Origin of the sequence: Sutcliffiella rhizosphaerae (assembly GCF_917563925.1) — a bacterium.
Taxonomy (GTDB): domain Bacteria; phylum Bacillota; class Bacilli; order Bacillales; family Bacillaceae_I; genus Sutcliffiella_A; species Sutcliffiella_A rhizosphaerae.
Map to the genome: position 1 here is coordinate 1 of NZ_CAKJTJ010000068.1, position 6,977 is coordinate 6,977.

Here is a 6,977-nt window from a genome sequence, read left to right on the forward strand (position 1 = left end):
TATGCACGTATCTCCAATCTATACTTGTTTCTCGACAATTCAAGTATATTAGACTGGGTGATTACGTGCATTTTTTATGTCTTCAAATTGTGTAGGAACCCCAACATTTATTATAGAACCAAAAAACTATAACCATAACCTGCATACTATAAAAAAAGAGCGCCACATCAACTCAGTGGCGCTCTTTGCGTTATTATTTTACATTCATCACAGCCGATAGCTCATCCCAATAGGTGCAAAGTGTCAACAAGCCTTTATCAAAGTTTTTCAGCTTAAAGTTTTCGTTAGGTGCATGTACGTTATCTGACGGTAAACCGAAGCCCATCAAGACAATCGGTGCCTGTAGTTCTTCATCCAAAGTGGATACGATTGGCAAAGAGCCCCCTCCTCTCGTAAAGGCAGTTGGTACTTCCCAGACCTTTTCGTAAGCACGACTAGCAGCTTGAATGGCAGGGTGATCAAATGGGGTGACAAATGGAGCCCCTTTGTCAAACAGTGAAACAGATACTTCTACGCCAGGTGGTGCGTTTTTTGCGACATGGTTTTGTAAAAGTTCAAGAATTTCGTCTGGATCCTGATCAGGGACTAATCGGCAGGTGATTTTAGCATGAGCCTCAGAAGGTAACACCGTTTTGATTCCATCGCCCTGGAACCCACCGTATACGCCGTTTACTTCTAACGTAGGCCTTACCCAGACTCTTTCATAAAAGGAGTACCCTTTTTCTCCAAAGAATTCTGAGACACCGACCTCATCCTTAATAGCGTTCTCATTAAAATCAAGCGCCTTAAATGCTTGCTTTTCTTCTTCTGAGAGTACTGCAACTTTGTCATAAAAACCTTCTACAGTTATCACACCATCTGCATTTCGGAACGACTGTAAGAGTTCCACCACTGCATGGATAGGATTTGCTATTGCACCGCCGTACAGGCCAGAATGAAGGTCACGTTTTGGTCCTTTCACATCCAATTGGAACCCACACATTCCTCTTAATCCATAACAGATTGTAGGTTTGTCTTCTTCCATCATAGAAGTATCGGATATGACAATTACATCAGCAGCTAGTAAATCTTTATTTTCAGAAACAAACCGTGGTAAATTTGGACTTCCGATTTCTTCTTCCCCTTCAATGCAAAACTTAAAGTTAAAAGGAAGAGAACCAGTGCTTTCAAGGATAGCTTCTAGCGCTTTAATGTGCATAAAGGTTTGTCCTTTATCATCACTTGCACCGCGAGCAAAAATACGTTCGTCCCGAATTTCAGGCTCAAAAGGAGCTGAATCCCATAAATTCAAAGGATCGACAGGCTGGACATCATAATGACCATAAATTAATACTGTAGGTTTATCTGTTGCTTTCAACCATTCTCCATAAACAACAGGCTGGCCATTTGTCGGGTACAAGGTAACGTTCTCCATCCCCAGTTTTCTCAAGGAGGCCGCCATCCATTCTGCAGCTCTTATGGTATCCTGGTTATGCATGGGTAAGGCGCTCACACTTGGAATGGAAAGTAATTCTTTTAGTTCATTTAAATGACTTTCGCGGTGCTCCGATAAGTAGTTCGATATAGTTGGTGTTGTCATGCTTTTACCTCTTTCTCTTTCAGAATAGGTGCTTTTCGATGATTAGTAGCCTGTTCATAACCATATGCAATTTGAATCAAAGTACTTTCTTCAAAAGCTCTAGCCGTAAATGTCGCACCAACTGGCTTTCCTTCGTTTGTATATCCAGCTGGCACCGTAATGGAAGGATACCCTGCTTTGGCTGGGATTCCAGCACCGTAATTGTTTGGTGTTAAAATAGCATCGAGATTGTATTCTGCCATTAGGGCATCAATGCCAGCCTCTCTTGTACGATAAATATCTTTTTCACGACTTTGGATGTATTCTTCTTCTACTAATTTGCCACTAAGGCTCTCGCTCTCTTCTAATACCGTCTGCTTATGTTGCAGCATCACTTCAAAGTCTCTTTTGTTAAATGCTATCAGTTCCTTTAGGTTTTTGATTGGAACTGTTGGACCAGTTTGGTGAAGATAAGCATTCAAGCTAGGTTTAAATTCATATAGAAGTGTATTGTAATCCCATTTCTCTTTTGCAAAAGGAATTTCAACGGAATCTATTACAATGGCACCGTTGTCACGAAGGGAAGCGATCGCCTCTTCCATCATTAATGCTTCTTCATCGGATAAATAGGTAAAAGAAGGGTCTTTTGCTACCCCTATTCTTTTGCCTTTCAACCCATCTTTTAAAAGGAAAGCGGTATAATCAATTCCTGGTTCAGGGTTGATATATGTAGCTATATCCTTCTTATCTTGCTTTGTAAGGGCACTAAGTAAGATTGCTGCATCTTGAACCGTTTTTGTCATAGGTCCAGCAGTATCTTGACTGAAGGAAATAGGGATAATACCTTTACGACTGATCAGGCCAACAGTTGGCTTGATTCCTACGATAGAATTGGAGCTTGCAGGACTTAAAATGGAGCCAGATGTTTCTGTCCCAATAGCTGCTGCGGCAAGTCCTGATGCAATGGCTGCACCGGAACCACTGCTTGATCCACCAACATCAAATGTTCCTGGTCCATATGGATTTAGGACCTGTCCACCTCTCGAGCTGAATCCATTAGGCATGTTTTCTGTCATAAAGTTAGCCCATTCTGTCATATTGGTTTTTCCTAAAATAACTGCCCCAGCCTCTCTTAATTGACTAGCCACAGTGGAATCTTCTTTTGCAACATGATTCTCAAGTGCAAGAGATCCTGCGCTAGTGTGCATCATATCACCAGTATCAATATTATCCTTCAGTAAAATCGGAATGCCGTGTAATGGACCTCGTTTACCTGACCTTTTTCGCTCCAAGTCAAGAGCTTCTGCAATAAACACTGCATCAGGATTGACCTCAAGTACTGAATTTATTTTTGGCCCTTTTTTGTCATATTGACTAATTCGATGTAGATACATAAGAACTAAATCTTTTGAGGAAATTTCACCTTTTTCCATGGCCTCTTGAAGTGTATCGATAGACGCAGATGGTAGCCAATCGTCGACTAAGCTAGCTAACTTTGGTTGAAACATTTTATTAGCCCCCCTTAATAGTAAAATGATTTATTTTTACTTATAATAATAATTCAAACTATTTAAAAAACATAGTATTAAAGGTATGATAATAGGATAATGTATAAAATTCAAGATATTCGTTTCGCTAAACGAAATAAAAATGCGTTTAAAATAGATTTTTATCTTTCAACGCAGACTAAACAGAGTGAATGATTTGGAGGACAAAGTCAGATGGGGAGAATATTTTCATATTTAAAGCCGTATAAACTAGCTGTAGTAATAGCTTTATTATTAATGCTGACAGAGCTTGTTGTGGAGCTTATGCATCCGCTTTTAATGGCAAAAATTATTGATGAAGGAATTATGACAGGTGATATGAACGCTGTCCTAAAATGGGGCGGGGTGATGGTGTTATTTTCATTCATCGCATTTGCAGCAGGAATTATTAACTCTTTTTTCGCTGCCCATGTGAGTCAAGGCTTTGGTTTTGATATTAGAAAAGGGTTGTTTGGAAAAATCCAATCGTTTTCCTTTGCGAATTTTAATTTATTTCCTACATCGTCTTTGATCACAAGAATGACCAATGATGTAACGCAAATACAAAATACGGTTTTTATGAGCTTGCGTATTATGCTACGTGCGCCTTTACTAGTCATCGGTGGTGTAGTGATGGCTGTAATTGTCAATTGGCAGTTAGCTTTGTTTCTGGTAGCAGGTGTGCCAGTCCTGTTTTTCTTTCTTTTGTGGGTAATGAAAAAGGGAGGTAAACTTTTCAAAAGTGTTCAGGAAAAACTGGATGGTGTGAATAATGTCATGCGTGAAAACCTTGGTGGTATTCGGTTGATAAAGGCTTTTCTCCGTAAAGACCATGAAATCAAACGCTTCGGAAATGCTACGGGAAAATTAAAAGATGAGACAGTAACAGCACTTCGCCTCATGGAAGTAACCATGCCAATTCTTTTGTTAATAATGAATGGAAGCATCCTAGCAGTGCTTTGGTTCGGAAGTAACGGTGTCAACAATGGTGGTGCTCAAGTAGGAGAGGTTGTTGCCATTGTTAACTATGCAACAAGAATTACTGGTGCTCTGTCCATCTTTTCTTTTATTATTATGGCATTTGCCCGTGCGAAAGCATCTGCACATAGAATTACAGATGTCTTAGAGGAAGAAGTAGATCTAGTAGATAAATTGGATGTAGATCAAGATAAAACTGTTTCAAAAGGAGAAGTTGTCTTTCAACATGTCTATTTCCGCTATCCAAATACCGAAATTCCGGTACTTGAAGATATTTCATTCCGTGCTGAGGCAGGATCCACAGTGGCAATTATGGGTGCAACAGGTGCTGGGAAATCATCATTATTTCAATTGATTCCTCGTCTCTATGATATTGAGAGTGGAGAGATTAGAGTGGATGGTCAGAATCTGACTGATTTATCGTTAAAAAAACTCCGAAATCAGATTGGATATGTTCCACAAGAAGCGCTACTTTTCTCCGGTTCAGTCAAAGATAATATTGCATGGGGGAAAGAGAAAGCAACACTTGATGACATAATTGATGTTGCAAAGGATGCACAAATCCATGAAACCATTGACCGACTTCCAATGAAATATGAGACGGTTCTTGGACAAAAAGGGGTTAATTTATCAGGTGGTCAGAAACAACGACTTTCCATCGCAAGAGCACTTGTTCGAAAACCCAAAATATTAATGCTTGATGATAGCACGAGTGCTCTTGACTTGAAAACAGAGGCAAAATTACTTTCTGCAATCAGGAAATATGAGTGTACAACATTTATTGTGACACAAAAAATAAGTACAGCGATGGAAGCGGATAAAATCCTTTTACTTGAAGATGGCAGATTACTTGAAGAAGGATGCCACAATGACCTTTTGCAAAACTCTACTCTCTATCAGAAAATCTATCAGTCACAATTCGGAGCGGAGGTGACAGAGCATGTCGAAGCCTACAAGTAGTAGTGCAGCAGTTGCGAATAAAATAAATCCGAAACCAAAAGCAAAAGACTGGTGGGGGACCATCAAACGGGTTTGGGGGTATCTTGGAGAGAATAAAGGATTATTAATTGCCGTTTTATTAATGGTGGTAGCAAGCTCGGCACTTGGACTTTTAGGGCCATTTATCGTGGGGATGGCTATTGATGATTACATCGTAGGGCAAAATGCTTCTGGATTAATAAATATTTTAATTGGCCTTGTTTTTGTGTATATCTTTTATTCTCTTTCCATGTGGCTTCAAAACTACTGGATGGTTGGGATTGCACAAAATACCGTACTGAACATGAGGACACAGCTTTTTGAACACCTTCACAAGCTACCCATTCCGTATTTTGATAAAAGGCAGCATGGGGAAATGATGAGTAGAGTTACGAATGATATGGAAAACGTCAGTTCAACGTTGAACAGCTCAGTCATTCAAATCTTCTCCAGTATTTTAACATTGCTTGGGACTGTATCTGTCATGCTTTATTTAAGTCCACTTTTAACAGCCATTACTTTAATAATTGTACCTACCATGTTTTTGGGACTAAAATGGATTACAAATAGAACAGGTCCTTTATTTAAACAAACACAGAAAAACCTTGGAGAATTGAATGGCTATATAGAGGAAACGATTTCTGGACAACGAATCGTAAAGACATTTTCTCAAGAAGAGAAAGTGATGGAAGAGTTCATGGAAAAAAGTTTGCAGTTGAAAAAGACGGCGTACTGGGCTCAAACATACTCTGGGTTTATTCCCAAGTTGATGAACATGTTGAATAACTTAAGCTTTGCCATCATTGCTGGTGTCGGTGGTCTACTAGCATTAAATACACAATCAGGCATCACGATTGGAGTAATCGTTATTTTTGCCGAATACTCTCGGCAGTTTACAAGACCATTGAACGATTTGGCTAACCAGTTTAACACTTTATTATCAGCTGTAGCTGGTGCGGAACGTGTCTTCGATGTCATGGATGAAGTAGAAGAAGAAAGCGATGAAACAGAAGCAATAGAATTAGATGAAGTACAGGGAGAAGTAGAATTTAGGGAAGCAACTTTTTCGTATGAAGATGATGAAAAAACAATAAATAATATTAGCTTTCATGTAAATGCGGGGGAAACTGTTGCATTTGTCGGACCAACTGGAGCAGGGAAAACGACCATTATTAACTTGATTTCCCGTTTTTACGATTTGGACAGCGGTACCATTTTATTAGATGGTCAACCTATATATCGTATTAAACGCTCCAACCTTCGAAAGCATATGGCCTTTGTTCTGCAAGATTCCTTTTTGTTTGAAGGTACGATTAGGGAGAATATTCGCTATGGAAGACTAGATGCAACAGATGAAGAAGTGGAGGAGGCAGCAAAGCTTGCCAATGCCCATTCTTTTATTAGAAAGTTGCCTGGAGGATACGATTTTAATTTGAAACAGGATGGCAGTGGAATTAGCCAAGGACAAAAGCAGCTTCTATCTATCGCACGTGCAGTACTAGCAAATCCATCTATATTAGTATTAGATGAAGCGACAAGTAGCATTGATACAATTACTGAGATGAAGATCCAGGAAGCACTGCAACGGTTGATGGAAGGTAGAACTAGCTTTGTTATTGCGCACAGATTGAATACGATCCAAAGTGCCGATCAAATTTTAGTACTGAAAGAGGGCCGAATCATAGAAAAAGGCTCTCATCAAAAATTGCTAATGGATAAAGGATTTTACTATGAATTGTTTTCCAGTCAATTGAAAAAGCAAGTTGGATAGAGAGCCAATTATATATTAGGAGTATTAGACTATCTGGATTATAAGAGGGGCTGGGACAAAAATGTTTTAGTCTAAGACAAAACCGAACTTATTTGAGTGATTGATCAAATATGTTCGGTTTTTTAGTATAAAAATATGCTTTTTGATTACACTAGCGGTTGATTGG

Annotated in this window: 4 protein-coding genes; 2 read left to right on the top strand and 2 right to left on the bottom strand. The window is 39.2% G+C overall.

Going from position 1 to position 6,977, the window contains the following annotated elements; all coding sequences use genetic code 11:
* Positions 1-193: 193 nt before the first annotated feature.
* Both LRP81_RS22705 and LRP81_RS22710 read right to left on the bottom strand, forming a co-directional pair.
* Positions 194-1,579 (bottom strand): dipeptidase, encoded by a 1,386-nt coding sequence (locus tag LRP81_RS22705; protein WP_230505424.1) that lies wholly within the window; start codon positions 1,577-1,579, stop codon positions 194-196.
* Positions 1,576-3,066 carry an amidase family protein gene (locus LRP81_RS22710; protein WP_230505426.1) on the bottom strand — a complete coding sequence of 497 codons (1,491 nt, stop codon included), beginning with the start codon at positions 3,064-3,066 and terminating at the stop codon, positions 1,576-1,578. Before LRP81_RS22710 ends, LRP81_RS22705 begins: the two co-directional genes overlap by 4 nt.
* A gap of 213 nt (positions 3,067-3,279) precedes the next feature.
* On the opposite strand from LRP81_RS22710, the gene LRP81_RS22715 reads away from it, so the two are divergent.
* Together LRP81_RS22715 and LRP81_RS22720 are read left to right on the top strand one after the other, a co-directional pair.
* A complete protein-coding gene (locus tag LRP81_RS22715) occupies positions 3,280-5,022 on the top strand; it encodes an ABC transporter ATP-binding protein (RefSeq protein WP_230505428.1) in 1,743 nt (580 codons plus the stop codon).
* Entirely contained in the window at positions 5,003-6,811 is a 1,809-nt protein-coding gene (locus LRP81_RS22720; RefSeq protein ID WP_230505430.1) for an ABC transporter ATP-binding protein, read from the top strand. The genes LRP81_RS22715 and LRP81_RS22720 overlap by 20 nt, the downstream gene beginning before the upstream one ends.
* Positions 6,812-6,977 lie beyond the last annotated feature (166 nt).

Excerpts from the sequence above, each read along its gene's own strand:
- LRP81_RS22705 (WP_230505424.1), bottom strand. The coding sequence starts at position 1,579 with ATGACAACACCAACTATATCGAACTACTTATCGGAGCACCGCGAAAGT.
- LRP81_RS22710 (WP_230505426.1), bottom strand. The coding sequence starts at position 3,066 with ATGTTTCAACCAAAGTTAGCTAGCTTAGTCGACGATTGGCTACCATCT.
- LRP81_RS22715 (WP_230505428.1), top strand. The coding sequence starts at position 3,280 with ATGGGGAGAATATTTTCATATTTAAAGCCGTATAAACTAGCTGTAGTA.
- LRP81_RS22720 (WP_230505430.1), top strand. The coding sequence starts at position 5,003 with ATGTCGAAGCCTACAAGTAGTAGTGCAGCAGTTGCGAATAAAATAAAT.